At 65.3% G+C, this 21,391-nt stretch carries 22 protein-coding genes and 1 tRNA gene; 7 read left to right on the plus strand and 16 right to left on the minus strand.

Translation table 11 applies throughout. The features are described 5' to 3' along the window. Nucleotides 1-218 precede the first annotated feature (218 nt). Nucleotides 219-1,031, plus strand: coding sequence for a transporter substrate-binding domain-containing protein (locus DBO85_RS13385; protein WP_233356608.1), 813 nt, complete (start codon nucleotides 219-221; stop codon nucleotides 1,029-1,031). On the opposite strand, the gene DBO85_RS13390 is transcribed toward DBO85_RS13385, so the two are convergent. From DBO85_RS13390 to mobA, 6 genes are all read right to left on the minus strand, one after another. Beyond that, on the minus strand, nucleotides 982-1,749 hold the full coding sequence (locus DBO85_RS13390; protein WP_108107778.1) for a CPBP family intramembrane glutamic endopeptidase: 768 nt from the start codon (nucleotides 1,747-1,749) through the stop codon (nucleotides 982-984). The genes DBO85_RS13385 and DBO85_RS13390 overlap by 50 nt on opposite strands. 139 nt (nucleotides 1,750-1,888) lie before the next feature. Then, complete coding sequence (locus tag DBO85_RS13395; RefSeq protein WP_108107779.1) at nucleotides 1,889-2,062, minus strand: DUF2897 family protein; 174 nt, start codon at nucleotides 2,060-2,062, stop codon at nucleotides 1,889-1,891. Between the two features lie 93 nt (nucleotides 2,063-2,155). Next, entirely contained in the window at nucleotides 2,156-2,449 is a 294-nt protein-coding gene (locus DBO85_RS13400) for a hypothetical protein (RefSeq protein WP_108107780.1), read from the minus strand. Nucleotides 2,450-2,629: 180 nt separating this feature from the next. After that, a tRNA-Pro gene (locus DBO85_RS13405) sits at nucleotides 2,630-2,706 on the minus strand. Nucleotides 2,707-2,796: 90 nt separating this feature from the next. Further along, nucleotides 2,797-3,009 carry a YgdI/YgdR family lipoprotein gene (locus tag DBO85_RS13410; protein WP_108107781.1) on the minus strand — a complete coding sequence of 71 codons (213 nt, stop codon included), beginning with the start codon at nucleotides 3,007-3,009 and terminating at the stop codon, nucleotides 2,797-2,799. 67 nt (nucleotides 3,010-3,076) lie between these two features. Further along, nucleotides 3,077-3,661, minus strand: coding sequence for a molybdenum cofactor guanylyltransferase MobA (mobA, locus tag DBO85_RS13415; protein ID WP_108107782.1), 585 nt, complete (start codon nucleotides 3,659-3,661; stop codon nucleotides 3,077-3,079). A 66-nt stretch (nucleotides 3,662-3,727) separates the two neighbouring features. On the opposite strand from mobA, the gene moaB reads away from it, so the two are divergent. From moaB to yegS, 3 genes are all read left to right on the plus strand, one after another. Continuing rightward, nucleotides 3,728-4,267: a molybdenum cofactor biosynthesis protein B gene (gene moaB / locus DBO85_RS13420; RefSeq protein WP_108107783.1), complete on the plus strand. Its 540-nt coding sequence runs from the start codon at nucleotides 3,728-3,730 to the stop codon at nucleotides 4,265-4,267. 3 nt (nucleotides 4,268-4,270) lie between these two features. Beyond that, a complete protein-coding gene (locus DBO85_RS13425; protein WP_108107784.1) occupies nucleotides 4,271-5,470 on the plus strand; it encodes a molybdopterin molybdotransferase MoeA in 1,200 nt (399 codons plus the stop codon). Nucleotides 5,471-5,537: 67 nt separating this feature from the next. Beyond that, nucleotides 5,538-6,449, plus strand: coding sequence for a lipid kinase YegS (gene yegS, locus DBO85_RS13430; protein WP_108107785.1), 912 nt, complete (start codon nucleotides 5,538-5,540; stop codon nucleotides 6,447-6,449). A 24-nt stretch (nucleotides 6,450-6,473) separates the two neighbouring features. Here the strand turns inward: yegS and DBO85_RS13435 are convergent, their stop codons facing one another. From DBO85_RS13435 to DBO85_RS13475, 9 genes are all read right to left on the minus strand, one after another. Then, nucleotides 6,474-7,112 (minus strand): response regulator, encoded by a 639-nt coding sequence (locus DBO85_RS13435; RefSeq protein WP_108107786.1) that lies wholly within the window; start codon nucleotides 7,110-7,112, stop codon nucleotides 6,474-6,476. Nucleotides 7,113-7,270: 158 nt separating this feature from the next. Next, nucleotides 7,271-8,332: a protein-glutamate methylesterase/protein-glutamine glutaminase gene (locus tag DBO85_RS13440; protein ID WP_108107787.1), complete on the minus strand. Its 1,062-nt coding sequence runs from the start codon at nucleotides 8,330-8,332 to the stop codon at nucleotides 7,271-7,273. A 31-nt stretch (nucleotides 8,333-8,363) separates the two neighbouring features. After that, nucleotides 8,364-9,185 carry a CheR family methyltransferase gene (locus DBO85_RS13445; RefSeq protein WP_108107788.1) on the minus strand — a complete coding sequence of 274 codons (822 nt, stop codon included), beginning with the start codon at nucleotides 9,183-9,185 and terminating at the stop codon, nucleotides 8,364-8,366. Beyond that, the gene (locus DBO85_RS13450) at nucleotides 9,175-9,681 is read right to left on the minus strand and encodes a chemotaxis protein CheW (RefSeq protein WP_108107789.1); all 507 of its coding nucleotides are present in this window, start codon (nucleotides 9,679-9,681) and stop codon (nucleotides 9,175-9,177) included. Before DBO85_RS13450 ends, DBO85_RS13445 begins: the two co-directional genes overlap by 11 nt. Nucleotides 9,682-9,691: 10 nt before the next feature. Further along, the gene (locus tag DBO85_RS13455; protein WP_108107790.1) at nucleotides 9,692-11,308 is read right to left on the minus strand and encodes a methyl-accepting chemotaxis protein; all 1,617 of its coding nucleotides are present in this window, start codon (nucleotides 11,306-11,308) and stop codon (nucleotides 9,692-9,694) included. A gap of 11 nt (nucleotides 11,309-11,319) precedes the next feature. After that, the gene (locus DBO85_RS13460) at nucleotides 11,320-13,542 is read right to left on the minus strand and encodes a chemotaxis protein CheA (RefSeq protein WP_108107791.1); all 2,223 of its coding nucleotides are present in this window, start codon (nucleotides 13,540-13,542) and stop codon (nucleotides 11,320-11,322) included. Beyond that, complete coding sequence (locus DBO85_RS13465) at nucleotides 13,536-13,844, minus strand: STAS domain-containing protein (protein ID WP_108107792.1); 309 nt, start codon at nucleotides 13,842-13,844, stop codon at nucleotides 13,536-13,538. Before DBO85_RS13465 ends, DBO85_RS13460 begins: the two co-directional genes overlap by 7 nt. Before the next feature lie 2 nt (nucleotides 13,845-13,846). Further along, nucleotides 13,847-14,215 (minus strand): response regulator, encoded by a 369-nt coding sequence (locus DBO85_RS13470; RefSeq protein ID WP_108107793.1) that lies wholly within the window; start codon nucleotides 14,213-14,215, stop codon nucleotides 13,847-13,849. Between the two features lie 17 nt (nucleotides 14,216-14,232). After that, nucleotides 14,233-15,237 (minus strand): methyl-accepting chemotaxis protein, encoded by a 1,005-nt coding sequence (locus DBO85_RS13475; RefSeq protein WP_177429788.1) that lies wholly within the window; start codon nucleotides 15,235-15,237, stop codon nucleotides 14,233-14,235. Nucleotides 15,238-15,536: 299 nt separating this feature from the next. On the opposite strand from DBO85_RS13475, the gene DBO85_RS13480 reads away from it, so the two are divergent. Together DBO85_RS13480 and DBO85_RS13485 are read left to right on the plus strand one after the other, a co-directional pair. Beyond that, entirely contained in the window at nucleotides 15,537-16,472 is a 936-nt protein-coding gene (locus tag DBO85_RS13480) for a chemotaxis protein CheV (protein ID WP_108107795.1), read from the plus strand. A gap of 69 nt (nucleotides 16,473-16,541) precedes the next feature. Next, complete coding sequence (locus DBO85_RS13485) at nucleotides 16,542-17,348, plus strand: MOSC domain-containing protein (RefSeq protein ID WP_108107796.1); 807 nt, start codon at nucleotides 16,542-16,544, stop codon at nucleotides 17,346-17,348. Nucleotides 17,349-17,361: 13 nt separating this feature from the next. Here DBO85_RS13485 and DBO85_RS13490 read toward each other — a convergent pair whose 3' ends face one another. Next, entirely contained in the window at nucleotides 17,362-19,287 is a 1,926-nt protein-coding gene (locus tag DBO85_RS13490; protein ID WP_108107797.1) for a transglycosylase SLT domain-containing protein, read from the minus strand. Between the two features lie 173 nt (nucleotides 19,288-19,460). Here DBO85_RS13490 and DBO85_RS13495 point away from each other — a divergent pair, with 173 nt between their 5' ends. Then, entirely contained in the window at nucleotides 19,461-21,371 is a 1,911-nt protein-coding gene (locus DBO85_RS13495) for an ATP-binding cassette domain-containing protein (protein ID WP_108107798.1), read from the plus strand. Nucleotides 21,372-21,391: the final 20 nt, after the last annotated feature.

Below are 21,391 nucleotides of genomic sequence, written 5' to 3' on the forward strand. Positions count from 1 at the left end.
CAGCCTGAGAACGAGGTGCTTGCCTGGTCCGGCCGCTACGCCTAAATTCCGTTCTAGCCCGCAGAGTTGCGCAAGCTAGTTCAGCCATTCACTCAGCAGTCGTCAGTGCTGCGCTAGGTGTAGTGGTGGCGTGCTAACGGATGGTGTTCTCGGCTCGAGCAGCCTGCTCGTCTGCCTGAGCGGCGTTCTTTCTGCTGTCGGTGTGCTGGAGAAATACGGTGAAGAGTGCTGCGAGGATCTGCTGTGCCCTGCTGTTCTGCGCGGCCCCGAGCTGGCTCGTGGCGGAGCCGGCGCAGGTGCGCGTCGGAGGCTACCACTTCCCGCCCTACGTGGTGCGGCCGGAGCAGGGGGGTGACGACGGACTGGTAGCGCCGCTGCTCACGGCGCTCAATCGGACGCAGGACGCGTACTTCTTCACCCTGGTGCCGACCTCTGCGACGCGCCGCTATCGAGATTTCGAACAGGCGCGTTTCGACGTCATCCTTTTCGAATCGCCTACCTGGGGCTGGCAGGAGATCGCCTTCGAAGGTGTGGACATGCTCCTCGAGGACGAAGAGCTGTTCGTGGCCGCGCGGGCGCCGGGCCGAGGTCAGGAGTATTTCGAAGACCTCAGGGGCAAGCGTCTGGCGCTGTATCAGGGCTACCACTATGCCTTCGCCGATTTCAATTCGGACCAGGACTACCTTGCCTCGAACTACAACGCGCTGCTGACCTATTCGCATGACAGCAACCTGCAGATGATCACCCGGGATCGCGCCGATATCGCCCTGGTCACGCGCTCGTTTCTCACCGGCTTCAGTGCCCTGAATCCGCAACATGCCAAGCAATTGCTGGTGTCCCGACGAGTCGACCAGATCTATCGCCACCACGCCCTGGTTCGTCCGGGCGCAACGATTTCCGCTGCGCAATTGCATCAGCTGCTGCAACAGCTGCGTGCTTCGGGGGAGCTTGCGCGTATCTTCGAGCCGTACGCCGTGCGACTCATCCCAGTTTCAGCGGGTAACTCAGCAACAGCAGATGCAGCAGATTGACCGTGCCATGCAGCAGCACCGCCATCCACAGCCTTGCACCCAGATGGAAGAGCAGTCCGTAACCCAGTCCTGCCAGCGCGGCGACCACTGCGAAGCCGCCCGAGAAGGGCAGATGCGCGGCGCCAAACAGGAGTGCGGCGAGGGTTATGCCGGTCGCTGCACCCCAGCGGCGGATCAGCGCTGACTGCAACCAGCCGCGGAAGATGAGCTCCTCGCTGAGCGAGGTAACACACAGGTTCAGGACCAGCCACAGCGGCAGGAAGGCTGGCCATTTCGGCTGCCAATCCACCACATCCAGTGCCAGGGCCAGTAGCGGTACGCTGAGCAGGGTCGAGAGGGCGCAAGCCACCAGAGCCGGCCAACGCCGTGTCTGTCGGCTGTCGTTGTCCCAGATGGCTAGCAGCGTGCTGGCGACCAGCAGGCTCTCCCAGGCCAGCCGCAAGCGATAAGGTGGCGCATCGCTGCTCAGTTGTAGCGCAGGCCACAGCACTCGAGGGGTAAAGCCGGGCAACAGCTGGGCGATCAGTACCAGGCTGGCCAGCAGAGAGAGCCACCACCATAGACGCGGCGCCGCCTTTCTTGGGCCGCACAAGACCCAGCCAGTGTAGGCAGCGCCGGCGAGCAGGGCGTGGGCTTGCAGGTCGCCGAGCAGGGCGCCGGCCAGCAGCACCAGAGCGGGCAGCGACAGGCGTAGTATCGAAAAATGAAGAGGGTGCATGCGCTGTGGTTCGGCAACGGAGGCGCTGATGATAGCGCCGCGACCGGCCGGCGCGGCATCTTGATAGCAGGGGACGGAGTGTCAGTCGGCTGCGGCCGGTCTGGCGGGTCTCGTCCTTACGAGGAGGGCGCTGCCGGGTTCAGCGACGTTCTTCCTTGGCGTCCTTGGCGTCCTGCTCGACGTTGCGTCGCTTGATGCGTTGCAACTGCTCTTCGCTCAACGGAAGTTTCTTCGCGGAGTTGCGCAACAGCAGCAGGCTGCCGATTACCGAACCAAAAACCAGTGCAATCATCAGCCAGACATACCAGGGCATCTTGAACCTCTTGCAAGTGAGTGAAGCGGTGCCATGGCGGCACCGTGATCACCATAGGCGGCCGGAGAGCGGTTGTCACCGGCCGTGGCCGGTTTAGGGCGCTTCGCTACGGCAGGCGGCCAGGCCGGTGTAGAGCCGCTCGCGCAGCTCGACCGGCGGCGCTGTCTGGCGGTCGTTGAGTTGGCGAATCTCTTCGGTGCTGAAATTCTTGCCGATCACGTCGGCGCCGCAGGCACAGTGCTTTTCCGCTTCCGCTGATTCGACGGTCTGACGGGCTGTCGCCAGGCATTCGTCCATGTAGGTTGCGCGGGCCCCGCTGGGCCATTCGGCGTAGGCGGTGCCGGATAGGCTGAGAGCGAACAGAGCGGTGAGTGGCAGGGTGCGCATGCGGAATTCCTCGTTTGAAATGGACCCTGCATAGGAGGGCGACAATCCAGACGGGTTCCCGACGTGATGGGCAGGGGAGGATGACTGGTGCATTTCTGCGTTACGCAGAAACGAAAAAACCGGCCAGTTTGGCCGGTTTTTTTGGGTTTCAGTGCGATCTGCACAGGCTGAAACCGGGATTGGTCGGAGAGACAGGATTCGAACCTGCGACCTTCTCGTCCCGAACGAGACGCGCTACCAAGCTGCGCTACACTCCGAAGTGGGCCAAATTGTACTGAAAAAGTTTTGCACCACAAGGGGTTAGGCCAAAAAAAATTCCATTCCCGGTTTGCCGCCCCTCTCTGGGATCAGAGCTCCTTGACGCCGCGTACCTGATCCTTGTTGATCCGCGCCCGCTTGCCGTCGAGCTGTTCGTATTCGTAGAAGCCGGAATCGTCGTCGTATTCGGGCTGATCCATGGTCTGGATCTCGCGGCCGTCGATCAGGGTGATGACCGACGGGGATGAGCAGCCGGCCAGCAGGCCAATGAAGATCAGAGCGGTCAGGTTCCGTGCAAACATGTTGGATATCCCTCCAAGACATAGATGAGTGCTGTTCAGAGGGCACCGCACCGCTACAAGTTCCGGATCAGGGCTGTCGCAGCAGCTGCGGCGTGTTGAGGTTGGCCAGGCGCGGGTCGCCGGCCGGGCAGTCCAGCGCCTGCGCGGCGTGGCGCAGGAAGAATCGCAACGGACTGCGTTCGCCGCTCTGCCAGGCTGTTTCCAGCTCGTCCGCCAGGGCACGTGGGATCAGGCTCACCAGTGGCTGCCACTGTCCGTCCTCGCGCGCCAGGCAGGGCTGCGCAGGGTGCTGCACGCCAAGCTGGCGCAGCTCGGTGAGCAGGACTGCATCCAGCCCAGGGGTATCGCAGGGCAGCACCAGTAGCCAGGGGTGTCGGGCGATCTGCAAGGCAGCGCGAATCCCCGCCAGCGGACCGGGAAAGCTCGTGTCGGCGTCGCTCACCAGTTGATCGGCGTAGGCGCGGTAGCGGTCGTGGTTGCGGTTGCAGGAGATGATCAGGTCATCGCTCAGCGGGCGTACCAGTGCGTGCAGGTGGGCGATCAGGGGCACGCCCTGCCAGTCGATCAGTCCCTTGTCCTGCCCGCCCATGCGGCTGCCGCGGCCACCGGCAAGCAGGAGGATCGAACAGGGTGGCAGGGTCGACTGGAGCATGGGCTGATCTCGATAAAGGCTGTGATATAACACCGGCCCCGCCCATCCTCAACCGGAACCCGCACCATGAGCCACCAGGCAGAGACCTCCTTCGTCGCGCTGAACATCGCCGTGCTGACGGTCAGCGATACCCGTTCGCTGGAAAACGACACCTCCGGCCAGTTGTTCGTTGATCGCCTGCAGGCGGCAGGGCATCGGCTGGCGGCGCGGGTGCTGCTCAAGGACGATCTCTACCGGATTCGCGCGCAGGTCGCCGCCTGGATTGCCGAAGATGAGGTACAGGTGGTGCTGATCACCGGAGGCACCGGCTTTACCGGTCGTGACAGCACTCCCGAGGCGGTCACCTGCCTGCTGGACAAACAGGTCGATGGTTTCGGCGAGCTGTTCCGGCATATCTCCCACGCCGACATCGGCACCTCGACTATTCAGTCGCGGGCATTGGCCGGGTTGGCCAATGGCACCCTGGTGTGCTGCCTGCCTGGGTCGACCAATGCCTGCCGCACGGCCTGGGACGGCATCCTTGCCGAACAGCTGGATGCGTGCCATCGGCCGTGCAATTTCGTCCCGCACCTCAAGCAGGCCGCACCCTGCGAGTCGCGGGGCTGAGTCATGGCCGCGCTGCTTTCGCTGGATCAGGCACTGGAGCTGTTGCTCCGGCTAGCCGATGAAGAGCCGATCGAGGAGGTCGAGTCGCTGAGTCTGGTCGAGGCCGAGGGTCGGGTACTGGCCGAAGACCTGATCGCCGGAGTCGATCTGCCGCCCTGGCCGAACAGTGCCATGGATGGCTATGCCCTGCGTCTGGCGGACTGGCAGGGGCAGCCGCTGCCGGTCAGCCAGAAGATCTTCGCCGGTCAGGCACCCGCGCCGCTGCAGCCGGGCAGCTGCGCGCGGATCTTCACCGGTGCGCCTCTGCCGGACGGCGCGGACTGCATCGAAATGCAGGAAAACTGCGAGCTGCTCGAAGACGGACGGGTGCGCTTCCTGCAACCGCTGATCGCGCAGCGGCACATTCGCCCGCAAGGCCAGGAAACCCGAGTCGGCCAGCGGGTGCTGGGTGCCGGTACTCGCCTAGGACCCGTGCAGCTGGCGCTGGCGGCGTCCCTTGGCCAGGCGCAACTGGGTGTCCGCCGGCGCTTGCGGGTCGCGCTGCTGTCGACCGGTGACGAGCTGGTCGAGCCCGGCCTGCCGCTGGGTCCCGGGCAGATCTACAACAGCAATCGGGTGCTGCTGGGTGGCTGGCTTCGTCGACTTGGCTGCAGCGTGCTCGACCTCGGTATTCTGCCGGACGACCTCCAGCAGACCCGCGCGCGGCTGCTGCAGGCGCAGGACGTCGACCTGATCCTGAGTAGTGGCGGGGTGTCGGTGGGCGAGGCCGATTTCCTTGGCCAGGTGCTGCGCGAGGAGGGCGCGCTCGAGCTGTGGAAGCTGGCGCTCAAGCCGGGCAAGCCGCTGACCTGTGGTCGCTATGCCGGGGTGCCGGTGATCGGCCTGCCGGGCAATCCGGCGTCGAGCCTGGTCACCTTCGCCCTGCTGGCGCGCCCCTATCTGCTGCGCCGGCTGGGCGTCGAGCGGGTGCAGCCGTTGCGGCTGCAGGTGCCGGCGGGCTTCGCCTGGCCCAAGGCGGGCGGTCGTCGTGAGTATCTGCGGGTGCGACTGGATGGCGGGCAGGCATTGGCGCACCCGAACCAGAGCTCGGGGCTGCTGATCAGCGCCGACTGGGCCGACGGGCTGCTGGAAGTGCCTGAAGGCGTCACCTTCGAGGTTGGCGAACGGGTTGGCTTCATTCCGTTCAGCGAACTCTTCGGTTGAAACATTCGCTCAACTTTCTGTCGCTTGCCGTGGTCTGAAGTCGGTCTTCCCCTTCCTGGTGATCCGCATGAGCGTACGAAAGGCGATGCTGATTCTGCATGGCAAACAGGCACAGAACGATCAGGTGCGCGCCGCGGTCGAGCAGCGTCGCGCGCTGGGCTGGCAACTGGATGTACGGGTGACCTGGGAAGCCGGCGATGCCGCGCGCCTGGTCGACGAGGCGTTGCAGGCCGGTTACCCGACGCTGATCGCCGGCGGCGGCGACGGTACCCTCGGCGAGGTGGCGGCGGCGCTGGCCGATCACCCGCACTCGGCCAGCCTTGCACTGCTGCCATTGGGCACCGCGAACGACTTTGCGACGGCTGCCGGTATCCCTGGCGATCCCATGGAAGCGCTGGTGCTGCTGGATCACGAACCGACTGCCATCGACCTGGGGCAGATGAATGAAGCCCTGTTCCTCAACATGGCCACCGGCGGCTTCGGTTCCAGCGTCACCGCAAACACCTCGGAAGACTTGAAGAAGATGCTCGGTGGCGCGGCCTACCTGATCACCGGGCTCACCCGGCTGGGCGAGGTGCATTCGGTGTCCGGACGCTTTCGCGGACCGGAGTTCGACTGGCAGGGCGAGTTCCTCGCATTCGGCATCGGCAATGGTCGTCAGGCCGGCGGCGGGCAGGTGCTCTGTCCCTCTGCGTGCATCGATGACGGTCTGCTCGATCTGTGCATCGTACCAGCGGCCGCCGACGCGGTAGGGACGCTGGGGACGGTGCTCTCTGGCGGATTGCGTGGTATCGATTCGGTCGCGGTAAGCGCGCGCTTGCCCTGGGTGGAGGTCGAGGTGGTGGAGGGAGTGGACATCAATCTGGACGGCGAGCCGCTGCTGCTGGAGCAGATGCGCTTCAGCGTGCGCCGTCAGGCCCTGAGCCTGCACCTCCCGCTCGCCTGTCCGATGCTCGAGGTGACCCCGGCGCTGGTCTGAGCGGCGCCGGGATCCCCTCGAGCATCAGTCATCGGTGTGGATCAGTCCCTCGCGCAAGGCATACAGAACCAGGCCGGGCAGGTCGTGGATGTCCAGGCGGTGCATGATCTGGGCGCGATGGGCTTCCACCGTCTTGACACTCAGGCCCAAGCCACTGGCGATGCTGCGAGCCGGAACGCCGCGAGTGATCAGGCGTAGAATCTCGATCTGGCGTGGCGTCAGCATGGGGCGAAGACGCGCGGCCGTCAGTGCCTGTTCGACCACGGGGGCGGCGATGGCCGAGCTCAGATAGCGTTCGCCGCGCACCACCGCCTGCAGCGCGGTGCGCAACTCGGTAGCCGCCGCGTCCTTGAGCAGGTAACCGTGGGCACCTCGACGCAGGGCGCTGCTGACGACTTCCGGGTCGCTGTGCATCGACAGCATCAGCACCTTGCTGCGTGGCGCGACTTCCATCAGTCGGTGCAGGGCCTGCAGGCCGTCGACACCCTTCATCGAGACGTCCAGCAGGATCACGTCAGGGTCCAGTCCCACGGCCAGATCAATGGCCTCGGCGCCGTCGGTTGCCTCGCCCACTACTTCGTAGCCGGGCGCGCCGCCGATCATGGCCCTGACCCCGGCGCGAATCAGCGCATGATCATCGGCCAGCAACAGCCGGCAATTCATCCGGCGCTGGCCAGGTCTAGGCCGGAACGGTCGGGTCGATATGGGTTCATGCGAGCTCCCTGCATGCAAAACGCCACGCCCCATGCGTGACGGTTATGAGTCTAGAGTGATTGCTCGAACAAAGGTTCTGCCCCTCGTCGGAAGCTCAGATTGACCGGTCAAGCCAGGCGCGACGGTCCCTGCAGGATTACCCTGGCAAGCGCATCCAGGGGTTCGCAGTACTGCGCCGCCTCCAGCGCCAGTGCTTCCTTGGGCATGCCGAAGACCACGCAGCTGGCTTCGTCCTGGGCAACGGTGCTGGCGCCGGCTTCGCGCATTGCCAGCAGGCCGCGGGCGCCGTCATCGCCCATCCCGGTCATGATGATGCCCAGGGCGTTGTGGCCGGCATGCTTGGCCACCGAACGGAACAGAACGTCCACCGACGGCTTGTGCCGATTGACCGGCGGGCCGTCGATCACCTCCACCAGATACTGGGCGCCGCTGCGCTTGAGCTGCATGTGTCGGCCGCCGGGGGCGATCAGCGCCAGGCCGTTGCGCACCCGGTCCATGTGCTGCGCCTCGCGAACCTCGATGCGACAGAGCCCGTCCAGGCGCCGGGCGAAGGCAGCGGTAAACTTCTCCGGCATGTGCTGGACGATGACCAGGCCCGGAGCATCGGCCGGCAACTGGCGCAGCACCAGTTCCAGCGCCTGGGTGCCGCCGGTGGATGTGCCCAGGGCAACCACCCGGTCCGTGGTGGTCAGGCGCGTACGTGCGCCGGGGTCGGCGTTTTTCGTCGGTCCCGGCGTTGCGGCTGCGGGCGGCGAGGGAGCCGGCGCGCGCGGGCGGCAGCGCGCGGCTGTTTCGATCTGCCGGATCAGGTCGGCGGAGAGTTGCAGCAGGCTTTCCTTCAGTCCCAGCCGGGCCTTGGTGAACACGCCTACCGCGCCGGCGGCCAGGGCTTCCAGGGTGATGCCGGCACCGGCCTCGGTCAGCGTCGAGCAGATGATGGTGGGCGTGGGGCGCTCGGCCATCAGTTTGCGCAGGAAGGTCAGGCCATCCATGCGCGGCATCTCGATGTCGAGCACCAGTACGTCCGGCCACTGCGCCTGCATCTTCTCCAGGGCGAACAGCGGATCGGCGGCCTGGCCGATCACGCGGATGCCGGGATGGCCGTCCAGGCAGGTGGTCAGTACCTGACGTACCAGCGCGGAGTCGTCGACGATGAAGACCTTGATCATGGCGGTGCCCCCCTCACGGACGGGATCGGCATCACTGACGCCTGAGAATGGATGGGGCAAGCGACTTCAGCGGCAGGTCGAAACCCTGCACCGATTCTGCGTGGCCGATGAACAGCAAGCCGCCGGGACGCAACCGCTCGATCAGGCGCGCGACGATGGCGCGCTTGTCCGCCGCGTTGAAGTAGATCAGTACGTTGCGCAGGAAGATCAGGTCGCAGACAGGTACGTCAGAAGGCAGCTCACGCATCAGGTTGAGCTCGCGCACGCTGATGCGCTGGCGCAGCGCGGTGCCGATGCGGAACAGTCCCTGCTGCTCGCCGACGCCCTTCAGACAGTGACGCTGCAACCAGCCGGGCGGGAAGGCGTGGCTGTCGGCGAGGGGGTAGATGGCGGCGCGGGCCTTTTCCAGCATGCGTTGGCTCAGGTCGGTGGCGAGGATACGCCAGTCATCGTGGCCGGCATGCTCGGCCAGCAGCATGGCCAGGCTGTAGGCTTCCTCTCCCGAGGAGCAGGCGGCGCTCCAGACGCGCAGCGGTCGTCGCTGCTCCTGCAGCCAGGTGGCGAGGAAGCGGAAGTGCTGCGGCTCACGAAAGAAGAAGGTCTCGTTGGTGGTCAGCAGATCGATGACCAGGCGCCGTTCGGTCTGCTGTTCCGGCTGATCCAGCAGGCGCAGATAGTCGCTGTAGCCCGACAGGTCCAGCGCGCGCAGGCGACGCAACAGGCGCCCGGCGACCAGGGTGCGCTTGTGCGCGTTCAGACGGATGCCCGAGGCATCCAGCATCAGCTGCTGCAGCCGGGCGAACTCCGCCTCGCCCAGTTGCGGCACCTGCAGCGGGACCTTTTCAGCCGACATCGCCCAGGGCTCGCTCCAGCTGCAGCAGATCATCCAGTGACAGCACATGGCGGACGTCGAGGATGATGGTGAAGCCCTGCTCGTCGCGGGCCATGCCGGCGATGAAGTCGGTACGGATGCCGGCACCGAACGGGGGCGCCGGCTCCACCTGCGCAGGCTCGATGTCGAGGACCGCGTCCACCGCGTCCACCACCAGGCCGATGCGTTGCGCCGTGCCCTCCTGGCTGGTCTCGATGATGATGATGCAGGTGCGCTTGCCCGGGACGGTCAGGCTCATGCCGAAACGCGCTGCCAGATCGAGTACCGGCACCACGTTGCCGCGCAGATTGATCACGCCGTGGATGCAGGGCGGCATCATCGGCACGCTGGTGATCTGCCCGTATTCGATGATCTCGCGGACCAGCTCAATCGGCAGGGCATAGCGTGCCTGGCGTACGCGAAACGACAGGTGCTGCCCGCTGGTGGTCTCCGCTCCGACGTCGGATGTGCTGTTCATGCGCCTTCTCCTAGCTGAAGCGGACGAACTGGCCATCATCGGACGACTCGTCGCCACGCGGCATGCTGCGCCGCGGGCTGGCCGCCTCGCGACGGGGCGCCTGGCGGGCATTATCGTCGAGGCGGAAGTAGCTGATCAGCTCGAGCAGCTGCCCGGCCTGGGCGTTCATCTCTTCGGAGGTGGCGGCCAGCTCTTCGGAGGCCGAGGCGTTCTGCTGGGTGATCTGGTTCATCTGGCCCATGGCGATGTTGATCTGCGCGGCGCCGCTGGTCTGCTCCTGGGACGCCGCCGTGATCTCCTGGACCAGGTCCGAGGTGCGCTGGATGTTCGGCACTATCTGGTCGAGCAGTGCGCCGGCCTGCTCCGCCAGCTGCACGCTGTTGCTCGCCACGCCGCCGATTTCCTGTGCGGCTACCTGGCTGCGCTCGGCCAGCTTGCGCACTTCGGCGGCGACCACCGCAAAGCCCTTGCCATGGTCGCCGGCACGGGCGGCCTCGATGGCGGCGTTCAGCGCCAGCAGATTGGTCTGGTAGGCAATGTCGTCGATGATGCCGATCTTGTCGGCGATCTGCTTCATCGCCACGACCATGTCGCGTACCGCCCGCCCGCCGTCAACCGCGTCATTGGCCGCCTTGCCGGCGATGCCGTCGGTGATCTTGGCGCTCTCGGTGTTCTGCGCGATGGAGGCCGACATCTGCTCGACCGAAGCGGTGGTTTGCTCGACGCTGGCGGCCTGCTCGCTGGCCGCCTGGCTGAGCGACTGCGAGGTGGCGCTGACTTCCTCGGAAGCCGAGGACAGCGAATCGGCGGCGCTGCGCACATCGCCCATCACGCTGCGCAGACGCTCGGTCATGTTCTTCATCGCCTGCAGCAGTTTGCCGGTCTCGTCCTTGCTGTCCACTTCGACCTGCACGTTCAGGTCGCCAGCGGCCAGGCTGTCCGCTACAGCGACGGCGCGGGCCAGCGGGCGACTGATGCTGCGCGTCACCAGCAGGCCGATCGCAAAACCCAGGCCGAGGGCAATGGCGATCAGTACGAACATCTGGGTCCGGGCGCCCAGGTAGATGGTGGTGATTTCATCATTGGCGATGCTGGCGCGCTCCTTCTTGTGGTGCACCAGATCACTCATCAGATCGTCGAAACGATTGCCGGAGGCGCGCATGGGCGCCATGGCCGCGCTGATCTCGTCGGCGCTGCGCAGCTCGTCGGAGCTTTCGCGCAGCTTGAGCACCCGTTCCAGATCGCCGATGTAGGTGAGCATGGGTTGCTCGATCGAGTTGAACTGCGCCTTGCCTTCGGGTGTGACGAAGCTGTCACGCGCCGCCTCCAGCAGTTCCTGCATGCGCTGAATCGCCAGGCGTGTGTCGCTGACCGCTGCGTCGCGTTCCTCGACGGTCGCCGCCAGCAGGCTGCTGCGCAGGGCGCGGCCGGCATAGATCATCTGCATGTTGGCGCTCTGGATCTGCTCCAGCGACACCAGCTCGCGCGAGTACATCAGCTCGGCCAGGTCGTTGACCTCGCCAAGCTTCATCACGCCCATCACGCCGATGACCAGGGTGAGCACGCCGACCAGCAGAAAGCCGGTGATCAGACGCGCGCCGATTTTCATGTTGCGGAGCATTTGCATGGGGGTTTCTCCTACCGACCTTTGACGTCGGGGTGGGGCAGGTTCTGGGTTGGATCGGCGGGGTGCGCGTCGACGGTCTGTTGCAGGTGCCGGAACAGGCTGGGGACGTCCAGGATCAGGGCGACCTGACCGGTTCCGAGGATGGTCGAGCCGCCGATTCCCTGCAGATGCTGGAACAGGCGGCCCAGGGGTTTGATCACGGTCTGCAGTTCGCCATGCAGGTGATCGACGATCAGCCCGGCCTGCTGTCGGCCCTGGCTGACCACGACGATGTTGCGTCTGCCTTCGGTGCTTTCCGGCAAGCCGAAGTGGCTGGCCAGGGACAGGCAGGGCAGGGGTCTGCCACGCAGGCTGATATAGCCGTAGGAAGCGCCGGTAAGTTGCTGACCGTCGACTTCCAGGCACTCGGTGACCATGTCCAGGGGGATCACGAAGTGATCCTCGCCAAGGCTGATCAGGAAGCCATCGATGATCGCCAGTGTCAGCGGCAGGCGGATGCGGAAGGTGCTGCCGAGGCCCGCTCGGGACTCGATTTCCACGGTGCCGCGCAGGGCATCGATGGCGCTGCGCACCACGTCCATGCCCACGCCACGGCCGGACAGGTCGGAAACCGTGTCGGCGGTGGAGAAGCCGGCGGCGAAGATCAGTCGATGAATCTCCGCTTCGGAAAGGTTGGCGGCCGGATCGATCAGCCCGCGTTCCACGGCCTTGGCGCGAATGCGCGCGCTGTTCAGCCCGCGGCCGTCGTCGCGGATCTCGATCACCACCATGCCCGACTCGTGAAAGGCGTCCAGAATCAGCCGGCCCTCGGCGGGTTTGCCGGCGGCCAGGCGCTCAGCGGCGGACTCGATGCCATGGTCCATGGCATTGCGCACCAGGTGGGTCAGCGGATCGCCCAGCTTGTCGATCACCGCCTTGTCCAGTTCGGTGTCGGCGCCGCGGATTTCCAGGCGGATGTTCTTGCCCAGTTGCTCGCTGACATCGCGGACCACGCGGTGAAAGCGGTTGAAGGTGTCGCCGATCTCGATCATGCGCAGCTTCAGCGCCGCCTCGCGGATCTGTTCGACATGCTGGTTGACCAGCCCGGTGGTTTCCATGCAGGCGCCATCGCCATTGGCCCGCGCCCGCAGGTGCGCCCCGGCGGCGCTGATCACCAGTTCGCCGACCAGGTTGATCAACTCGTCGAGCTTGTGCGCCGCGACGCGGATCTGCGCGCTTTCCTGCAGGCGTTTCTCGCGCACCGTCTGCTGCTTGTTCAGGGCTGCGTCCACCGCCTGGGCGACGACCATGCCCTGTTCCACCAGCAGGCTGCCCAGCGGCTGCGGTTGCTCGGGTTGCGCGCCCTGCAGGGCAAGCCCCTCGGCCAGTTCGGTGGCCGTCAGCAGGCCGGCGTTGACGAGAATCTCGCCGATACGCCCGTCGGTTTCCGGCAGTGCCTGGATCAGCTCGAGGTAGTCGGCCAGGGCGCTGTCGGGGGGCAGGATACGCAGCGTGCAGAAGTCGCGGATGAACTCGAAGACCTCCTCGATCTCGGCTTTGCTGGCGGCGCTGCAGAGGCCGATTTCCAGACCCAGGTAGCAGCTTTCCGGATCGAGCTCGGTCAGCGCCGGCAGTGCCTCGTCGATCAGCTGCAGATCGAGGATGTCACCCAGGCGCTGCAGGTAGCGCAGAAAAGCGGCCGGATCGAATCCGTTGCGCAGCAGGTCGGGATGGAAGCGCACCGAGATATGCCAGGCGCCGTCGGCCTCGCAGCTGGCGCAGCGCTGCAGCTGCCCTTTGCTGCTGCAGCCGCTGGCAGCCGCGACGACTGGAATCAGCGCCACTGGCGAGGGCTCGCCGCAATGTTCGGCAAGCGCCTGCAGCAGTTGTTGCTGGTGGGTGGTGTCGACCTCCAGCTGACCGCTGGCCGGGTCTATCAGCTCGATCATCGAGCCGACTTCGTCGACGCAGCGCAGCATGATCGAGATCAGCGTCGGGTCCAGCTGGCGCTGGCCGTCGCGCACCGCCATCAGCAGGTTTTCCAGACGGTGGGTGAAGTCCACCAACGGCGTCAGCGAAAACAGCCCCGCGGAACCCTTGAGGGTATGCATGGCGCGGAACAGGCCGTTGATCGCGTCCTCGTTGCCGGGCTGTGTATCGAGCAGCAGCAGATATTCCTCGGCTTGCCGCGCCAGATCGCGCGCTTCCTCGACGAAGCTTGCCAGCAGCTGGCTCCACTGATCGGCGTCTAGCATTGCGCCCTCGCATCGGCTTGCGCCACGTGCAGCAGATCGAGCAGTTCCAGTACCCCCGAGCCGGCCTCGACCAGCTGCAGGCTGCCGCCAGCGGCATGCAGGAAGTGTCGGGCCGACAACAGCAACTGCACGCCGGCGGTGTCCAGCTCGTCGAGCTGCGCCAGGCCCATCTGCCATTCCTGCACGGGAGCGCTGCCCAGCGCCTCCAGCAGCAGCGTGCGGGCGTCGTTCACTTCGTAGATGGTCAGACTGCCGCGCAGCTCGAGGCGGGGGGCAGCGATATCGCGTTCCAGTTGAAACATGCTCAGCCCACCAGCTTGTCGACGGCGCTGAGCAACTGCTGCGGCTGGAACGGCTTGACGATCCAGGCGCGGGCGCCGGCAGCCTGGCCTTCAGCCTTCTTCGACTGCTCGCTCTCGGTGGTGAGCATGACGATGGGCGTGAAGCGGTAGCTGGCATTCGCCTTGACCGCCTTCACCAGGCCGATGCCGTCCAGGTTGGGCATGTTCACGTCGCTGATGATCAGGTTGATCTTCTGCCCGTCGAGCTTGCTCAGCGCGTCACGCCCGTCCACCGCTTCGATCACCTGGTGGCCGGCCGCGGTCAGCGTCATCTTCACCAGTTGGCGCATGGACATGGAGTCGTCGACGATCAGGATGGTTTTGCCGGCCATGCTGGCCTCCTTGCGAGTCAGAAAAAGGTGATGTCGTCGGACGGCGCGGCATTTCGCTTGCCGTGGCGTTCCTCGTCGGTGGTGAACTGGCGGCGCAGGTCGCTCAGCCAGCGATTCGGTTCGGCGAGGATCGCGTCCTGGTCGGCAAGTGCCCTCTGCAGGCGCTGCAGGTCGTGCTGCAGGTGGTCGAGCATCTGGTCGGTACGGTCCTGGAACTGCAGGTTCACCACGATCTGTTCGATGCTGGCACGGGTCTGCCGGGTTTCCTGCTGCAGTTCGCCCGAGGTGGCGGAGAGGCGCTCCAGGTCACCTCCCAGATCGGTCATCACCTTGCCGGTGGCCTGGTCGAGATAGGCGAGGTTGTCCGCTTCGCTGCTGCCCAGTTCCTCGGCGGCGACCACGGTGGCGCGGATGGCCTGATTGATCTCCTTGACCTTCTCGCTCATGCGCTGGCCGGTTTCGGCCGAGAGGCTGGACAGCTTGCGTACCTCGTCGGCGACTACCGAGAAGCCGCGCCCGTACTCCCCGGCGCGGGCGGCCTCGATGGCGGCGTTGAGCGCCAGCAGGTTGGTCTGGCTGGCGATGTCCTGAACCAGCTTGGACATGCCCTGCAGTTCGCTGGCGTAGTTGTCGAGATGACCGATGGTGGCCAGCAGTCCCTGGCGCCGGGCGCTGGCGGCGTGGAAGGCGACGGTGACCTCGTTGAGACTGCTGCGAGCCTCCCGCAGGCTGCTTGCCAAGCCCTGATCGCCGATGGCAGCGCTGGACTGGTCGAGGGTCGCGGCCAGCCGCTGGTCGAGCGTGGCAAAGCGTTCGAACAGTGCCTGGATATTGTCCTGCACCGTGCGGCGTACCTGCCCGAGGCTGTGATCCCACTCCGGCGCCACCTGCATCAGCAGCGGCTCGAGGTCGATGCGCGAGGGCGGCAGGACCTGCGTCGGGGCGACTTCTGCAGCGACGACCGCGCGCCGTGGCAGCAGGAAGAAGGCCGCCACTGCGCAGATCAGCAGCGCGCCGATCATCAGCCAGGTCAGTTGCAGGCGGTAGGCGAGGGCAGCGAGGATCAGGCCGATCCAGAGAGAGCAGTAAGCGAGCACATTGGTGTCCCGTGGTTTTTTTCTAAAGCGGACGATAATGGGGGGGATGGTTCGCCGATATCGGGGAAACCCCTATGCGGTGAACAGCCCGGCAGGGCTGGTGTGGCGCCGGTCGGCGCGGCATGATGCGTTGACGCGGTTCAGTTCCGGCGCAACGCGCCGATATCCTGCTATTCGCTGCGAGGCTGGGACGCCGGGCAGTCTTTACTCGGAGGAATTCCCTCATGGCCGGCATTCTCGACTCGGTCGATCAGCGCACGCAGTTGGTGGGTGAAAACCGCCTGGAAATCCTGATGTTCCGCCTGACCGGCAGACAGCTTTTCGCGATCAACGTGTTCAAGGTTCAGGAGGTACTACAGCTGCCTCGGCTGACGCTGATGCCGCAGCGTCATCCGTGCGTCTGCGGCGTGATCAACCTGCGCGGCCAGACCATTCCGGTGATCGATCTGTCCCAGGCGATCGGCATGCGCTCGATCAAGCCTGACCAGAACAGCACCATCATCGTCACCGAATACAACCGTAGCGTGCAGGCCTTCCTGGTCGGCAGCGTGGACCGCATCGTCAACCTCAACTGGGAGTCGATCCTGCCGCCGCCGGGTGGTTCGGGTCGCCAGCACTACCTCACTGCCATCACCCGGGTCGATGACAACCTGGTCGAGGTGATCGATGTCGAGAAAGTGCTCGCGGAGATCGTCCCCTACGACGCACGCATCGCTCCCGAACGTCTCGCCGATCCGGTGCTCGCCCGCGCCCGCGGTCGGGAAGTGCTGCTGGTCGACGACTCCAGTGTCGCCATCAGTCAGTTGCGCGACACCCTGGTGCAGTTCGGCGTCAAGCTGCACACCGCCAGCGACGGCCTGAAGGGCTTGCGCATGCTGCAGAAGTGGGCGGACGCCGGTGAGGTCGTCACCGACCGTCTGCTGATGGTCTTCACCGATGCCGAAATGCCCGAGATGGATGGTTACCGGCTGACCACCGAGATCCGCAAGGACCCGCGCCTGCGCGATCTCTACGTGGTACTGCACACCTCGCTGTCCGGCAGTTTCAACGAGGCCATGGTGAAGAAGGTCGGCTGCGACAACTTCCTCTCCAAGTTCCAGCCGGACAAGCTGGTCGACGTGGTCCGCGACCGCCTGATGCGGGATCAGCCCGCCGGCTGATGCCGGCTTGTCTGCCTAGCTCCCGCTACGTATAAAGGCGGCTTCCTCCGGCCACAGGAAGTCGCCCGCATGCTGCGTCTCTCAGCCATCTACCGTTATCCGCTCAAGTCCGGCATGGGCGAGCGCCTTGCCCGCAGCGAGCTGGATGCGCTGGGTCTGCTCGGTGACCGCCGCTGGATGCTGATCGACGCCGACAGCGGGCGCTTTCTCAGCCAGCGCCTGCTACCGCAGATGGCGTTGTTGCAGGCGCGCTGGGTTGACGCCGACTGCCTGCAGCTGGATGCACCGGGAATGCCGCCGCAGCGGGTCTGGTTGCCGGATGCCGACACTGCCCTGCGCGACACGCAACTGTGGGGTAGCGAGTTGAATGTTCCCGACGCCGGTGATGCCGCGGCCGCCTGGCTCGAGCAGTGGCTTGGGCGTCGCTGCCGCCTGCTCTACCAGCCGTCTGCCCGAGCCCGTCAAGTCGACCCCAGGTACACCGTCAGCGGTGAACGCACGGCCTTCACCGATGGCTATCCGCTGCTGCTGATCGGTCAGAACTCGCTCGAGGAGCTGTCGGCCCAGGTCGGTCGGCCGCTGGAGATGTTGCGCTTCAGGCCGAACCTGGTGGTCGAGGGCGCAGCGCCCTATGCCGAGGACGGCTGGAAACGCATCCGCATCGGTGCGGTGGAGCTGCGGCTGGTGAAACCCTGCTCGCGCTGCATCATCACCACCATCGACCCGCAGAACGGCCAGCGGGACGCCGATCGCGAGCCGCTGGAAACGCTCAAACGCCATCGTCTGCGCGACGGTGAGGTGTATTTCGGGCAGAACCTGCTGCACCCCGGGCACGGCGTGCTGGAGGAGGGGGCGCCGGTCGAAATTCTCGAATAGCGCCCGAATTGCATCACTGGTCGAAGTGGCGCTCGTGCCATTCGACCAGGGGTTGCGGGGTGTCCAGCTTGTCGCCGTAGATCACCGCGTAGGTCAGTACGTTCTGCACGTACTGGCGGGTCTCATCGAAGGGAATGCTCTCAACCCAGACGTCGTAGGGCAGGTGCTCGGCATCGCGCAACCACTGGCGCACGCGTCCGGGACCGGCGTTGTAGGCCGCCGAGGCGAGGATGCGATTGCCCTTGAACTGGTTGTGTACCTGGCTCAGATAGGCGGTGCCCAGCTTGATGTTGGTTTCCGGTACCAGTGCCTGCTGGGGCGAGGCCAGCGGAATCGAGTAGCGGCGCGCGGTTTCCTTGGCTGTGGCCGGCATCAGCTGCATCAGGCCCATGGCGCCGGCATGCGAGCGAGCATCGGCCATGAAGGCACTTTCCTGACGGGTAATGGCAAACGCCCAGGTCGAGTTGATGCCGCGCAGCTTGGCCTCGCGCGTCAGCTCGGCGCGGTGCACCACCGGGAAACGCACGTCCAGGTCATCCCAGTACTGCGCCTGGCTGATGCTGCGGATGGCCGGGAAGTACCAGCCCAGCTCGTAGCCCAGCCGCGCCTGGGCAACCAGCTCGTCGCGGCTGAACAGGCGGCTGACGTGATACCACTCGCGTCGGCCATCGACGATCTGCCCGCGGGCATGAAATTCCATCGCCCGACGGATGCCTGCCGTGTTGCGCACCTTCTGCGTCACCTTGGCGTCCAGCGCCAGCGGACGGTTGTTCAGTTGATAGGGCGTCTTCAACTGGTCGGCGGCCATGAATCCGTAGAAGTCGCGCTCGCCGGCCACCGGCTTGTATAGCGACACCGGCTCGCTGCTGTTGGGCTGAGCCAGTTGCAGGCTGCGTGCCTGCCAGTAGCGCCAGCGATTGGTCTGCGTCAGGCTCGCCGGTAGCTGCATGGACAGCTGGTAGGCGTCCTGATACTGGCCCAGGCGCAGCAGCAGGCGCATGCGCCATTCGGATACGGTGTCGTCGCGCAGCTGCGGGTCGTACTGACTCATCACTGCCAGACCGCGGCGGTCGAAGCGCTTGGCCAGGGTCAGGCCGATCTGCCGGGCGATGGCGACCCTTTCGTCGCTGGAGAAGGGCAGTCGCTTGCCGTAGGTGTCGAGCAACGCGAGTGCGCGCTCCGGGTCCTGTCTGGCCAGTCGTCGCAGACCCAGGCCGACCACGTCGGCCATGGCCTCGTCGGCAGGGGCGAAGCGCTCGCTCTGGGCCAGAATCGCCGGCTTCGCGGCGACCTCCAGCAGTAGCTTGCCGTGCTTGTCGAGCTTGACCAGACCTTTGACCAGGTAAGCGGCCAGGCCCTGATTGCCTGCTTCCAGGGCCAAGCGTGCGCGCTTCCAGCGCAGTTGCTCGGTGAGCTGTCCGGCACTGCGCCATTCGCTGAAAAGAGTGTCGCAGGCAGCAGGCTGCGACTTGCCGACCAGCCAGAGTCTTTCGGCGGTGGCGTGAGCGTCGGCGCGGTTGCCATGCTTGTACTGATACTGGCCATAGAGGCAGTCCAGTTCGGTGAAATTCAGTGCGGGGTCATAGTGCTTGACGAAGGTTTCCCACTCGCCGCGTTCGGCCAGCCAGCGCAGCCAGCGCAGTTTCATCCAGCCGATCTGCGGCAGATCGCCATGCTCGACGAGGAACTTCTCGATCTCTTCGTTCTTTGCCCACTTCAGGCGCGCGGTCAGCTCGTCGTAGGCAAGATAGGGTTCCAGCGGATAGTCGCGCAGGGAGTTGGCATGGCGGCGATAGGGAGCGCTGTCGCCTTTGGCCAACGCACGCTTGGCCTCGTCGTACTGCAGGCGCTGTTGCGCGAGGCTGGCGGCTGGGGCGGTGCTCGGCAGGGCAAGGGACAGAAGCAGGCAGCAGGACAGACTGATCAGGCGATCGCGCATGGGAATTCCGGTAGGACAACTGCGATGGCGGCCCATGGCCGCCGTGAAGGCCGGTAGCTTAGCTTTTGGCGTGGCGCGGTGAAAGCGCCAACGGACCGCCAGAATGATGAAAAAATGCCACTACGCATTTCGCCCGAGTCGCTAGAATGCGCGCCTGTTTTCCGGAGAAGCCCATGTCCCTGCTCAAGTTCACCGATGTATCCCTCGCCTACGGCGCCATGCCCCTGCTCGACGGGGTGTCCTGGCAGATCGATCGCGGCGAGAGGGTTTGCATCATCGGTCGCAACGGGACCGGAAAATCCAGTCTGCTGCGCCTGGTCAAGGGTGGTCAGGCGGCGGATGAAGGCGACATCTGGCGTGCACCGGGGCTGAAGATCGGCGAGTTGCCACAGGAGCTGCCGCTGGCCGATGAGCGCACCGTGTTCGATGTGGTTGCCGAAGGCCTCGACGGCGTCGGCAGCCTGCTGGCGCAATACCACCATCTGAGTCAGAACATTCATGACGACGAGGACCTGGACAAGCTGATGCATGTCCAGCAGGCACTGGAAGCCAAGGATGGCTGGCGTCTGCAGCAACTGGTCGAGAGCACCCTCAGTCGCCTGCAGCTGCCTGCCGACAAGACCCTTGCCGAACTGTCCGGCGGCTGGCGTCGACGGGTTCTGCTGGCGCAGGCGCTGGTCGCCGAGCCCGATCTGCTGCTGCTCGACGAGCCGACCAACCACCTCGACATCGGCGCCATCGCCTGGCTGGAAGAGGCGCTGCTGGGCTTTCAGGGCGCGGTGCTGTTCATTACCCACGATCGCTCCTTCCTGCAGAACCTGGCCACCCGGATTCTCGAGCTCGACCGCGGCCGGATGATCGACTGGGATGGCGACTACGCCAGCTTCCTGGTGCACAAGGAACAGCAGCTGGCCGCCGAGGAGGTCGCCAATGCGCTGTTCGACAAGCGCCTGGCGCAGGAGGAGGTATGGATCCGTCAGGGCATCAAGGCCCGCCGCACCCGCAACGAGGGGCGCGTCCGTGCGCTCAAGGAAATGCGCAACGAGCGGCGTGAGCGGCGCGAGCGCCAGGGCAATGCCAACATCCAGCTGGAGTCGGCGGACAAGTCCGGCAAGCAGGTGATGGTGGTCGAGAACGTCAGCTTCGCCCACGCCGGCGGCGAGCCGCTGATCCGCGATTTTTCCATGGTCCTGCAGCGCGGTGACCGTATCGGTCTGCTGGGTGCCAACGGCACCGGAAAGACCACGCTGCTCAAGCTGCTGCTCGGTGATCTTGAGCCCAGTAGCGGCAGCGTGAAGGTCGGCACGCGACTTGAAGTGGCCTATTTCGACCAGTTGCGTCACCAGCTCGACCTGGAAAAGACCGTGATGGACAACCTCGCTGAGGGTCGCGACTTCATCGTGATCGACGGCCAGAGCCGGCATGTCATGAGTTACCTGGGAGACTTCCTGTTCAGTCCGCAGCGCGCCAGAACACCGGTCAAGGCGCTCTCCGGCGGGGAGCGGGCACGCCTCTTGCTCGCCAAGCTGTTCAGCAAGCCGGCCAACCTGCTGGTGCTGGATGAGCCGACCAACGACCTTGACGTGGAAACCCTCGAGCTGCTTGAAGAGGTACTGATGGGTTTCGAAGGTACAGTTCTGATGGTCAGTCACGATCGGGCGTTTCTCGATAACGTGGTCACCAGCACCCTGGTCTTCGAAGGCGAGGGTCGGGTCCGCGAATACGTCGGCGGTTATCAGGACTGGCTGCGCCAGGGGGGCTCGCCGCGTCTGCTCGGCGTTGCGGAGCGCAAGACGGCGGTTGAGCCGGAGTCCTATAAAGAAGTGGAGCCTGCGCCGGTCCAGAGTGAAGTCGCTCCGGTGCGCAAGAAACTGAGCTACAAGCTTCAGCGCGAGCTGGAAGCCATCCCGGAACGGATCGACGCGGTCGAGAAAGAGCTTGCGAGACTGCATGCCGAGTCGAGCGATCCGGCCTTCTACCAGCGTGCGGTCGGGGAAACGGCGCCGGTACTGGAGCGTCTGCAGCAGTTGCAGCAGGAGCTGGATGGACTTATCGAGCGCTGGGCGGAGCTGGAAGCCTTATAAGAAAAGCCTGTCGGAGAAGC

This window comes from Pseudomonas mangrovi, from assembly GCF_003052585.1.
GTDB classification, from domain to species: Bacteria; Pseudomonadota; Gammaproteobacteria; order Pseudomonadales; family Pseudomonadaceae; genus Aquipseudomonas; species Aquipseudomonas mangrovi.